This window comes from Pseudomonas frederiksbergensis (assembly GCF_000802155.2).
Classification (GTDB): Bacteria; Pseudomonadota; Gammaproteobacteria; order Pseudomonadales; family Pseudomonadaceae; genus Aquipseudomonas; species Aquipseudomonas frederiksbergensis_A.
The window spans coordinates 1-1,706 of the sequence record NZ_JQGJ02000054.1 but is presented as its reverse complement, the minus strand read 5'-3'; the positions used below and the strand labels follow the sequence as shown (position 1 = coordinate 1,706).

Below are 1,706 nucleotides of genomic sequence, written 5' to 3'. Positions count from 1 at the left end.
GGTCACCCTTGGCCTTGGCCTGCTCATCCGCACTGATAAACACCCCCTTGCCACCGCGAATCGCCCCCCAGCCATCGGTGCGCAACTCAAACCCTTCGCCACGCTTGTTCCGCTCGGCATCCACCAGGTGCCCCAGGTTCAGCTGGCTCTTGCCGCTGTGTTCGGTGCTGAGCTTGATGTGTTCCTGCCCGCGGGTGTCGTCCAGGCGCAGTTTGTTGTTGGTCGGGGTGCGCAGGACGTTGCGGCGTTCGTTGCGGGCGGTGACCGGGTCCGGGTGGCGGTCATCGTGCAGGGCGTGGGCGATGTACGGGCGGTCGGGGTCGCCGTGCTCGAAGGCGATCGCCACTTCGGTGCCGGCCTGCAGCGGGAAGTGCAGGCCGTGGGTGTCGCCGCCGTAGGGCCGGGCCAGGCGCAGCCAGGCGCTTTCGCGGCCGGCTTGCCAGGTGTCGCGGTCGAACAGGAAGCGCACTTTGTAGCGGCCTTCGAAGTCGAGGTCGGCGTACGGCGGGTTGACTTCCGGGTGGCTGACGCGGGCGGGGATGGTGCCGCTCATGCGCGGCTTGGGCAGCAGCGCCGGGCGAAAGCACACGGTTTCCGAATAGGGGATGGCCTGGAACGTGGCGATGAAGCTGCGGTCGCGGGCCGCTTCGGTACGCAGGCTGACGATCACCGCGCCGGGCTCGAACGCCTTGGGTGCGCCGCCGGTGATTTCGAGCCGCTGCGCCGTGGCCAGGGTGGCGCTGCTGGTGGTGCCGCTGAGGCGGGTCTGGTCGTTGAGGTAGCGTTCGTGGTGCAGGCGGGCGTAGAAGAAACCGCTTTCGCTTTGCAGGTCTTCGTCCAGGGCGTAGCGCTCGCCCAGCACCGTGTAGGGCTCGGCGTAGTGATAGGCCTCGCCGTAAGTGCCCTTGGCGCCCCGGGTGTGGTCGACTTCGCCGTCCAAAAAGGCATAGGCCTCGCGGTGATGGTAGGCGCGAAAGTTGATGTTTTGTTCCACCACCTGGTGGGCGGTCTGCAGGTTCCAGACCGCGTCCTGCCCATCGGCGGTCAAGCCGGATGGCGGGCGACACGGCAACTTGATGCCGCGCTGGTAGTGCCGCTGGTCGTCGTGAAATTCCACCACGTCGATGTGCAGGCGATCGTCGCTGGTGATGCGATACCAGATGCCGACCTCGGCCAGCAGGCGCTCGATGAAGGCCAGGTCGCTCTCGTCGTATTGCATGACCTGTTCACGCCGGGGGTACTGGCGCACCAGGTTGAAATAGAACTCCTCGCCCAGGTAAGCGTGGCGCTTGCGCATGATCTGCTCGACGATTTCCGGCACCGACTGGTACTGGTAGATCCGAAACTGCTTGCCGCGCCCGAGCAGCGCGAAACGTGGTTGCAGGGTGATTTCGTAGCGGGCTTCGTCGTTGGAGCCGGACAGTCGCTTGAAGTCTGTAACGATGCCGTGGAAGGAACGCAGCGGTTTGATCACCGGCGGCGTGAAGCCCTTGGGTGTCGGCGGTGGCGGCACGGGGTACAGGTCGAAATAACCCCAGCGGTTGAGCAGGTCGGTGGCCGCCAGGTCGCGCTCGGTGCAGGTGAATTCGATGCGGTAGAGGTAAGGACGACTCAGGTGCTCTTCGCCGACGAAGGCCAGGACGTCGAGATGGGCGTTGAGTTTGGACACTCGCAGGGTGTGGCGGCTGTGGTCGAAGAAGGTCGGG

At 65.5% G+C, this 1,706-nt stretch carries 1 protein-coding gene; it reads right to left on the bottom strand.

Annotated elements, in window-relative coordinates:
* Positions 1–1,706 (bottom strand): type VI secretion system Vgr family protein (locus tag JZ00_RS29630; RefSeq protein WP_152668487.1); only part of this gene is annotated, 1,706 nt, incomplete at both ends.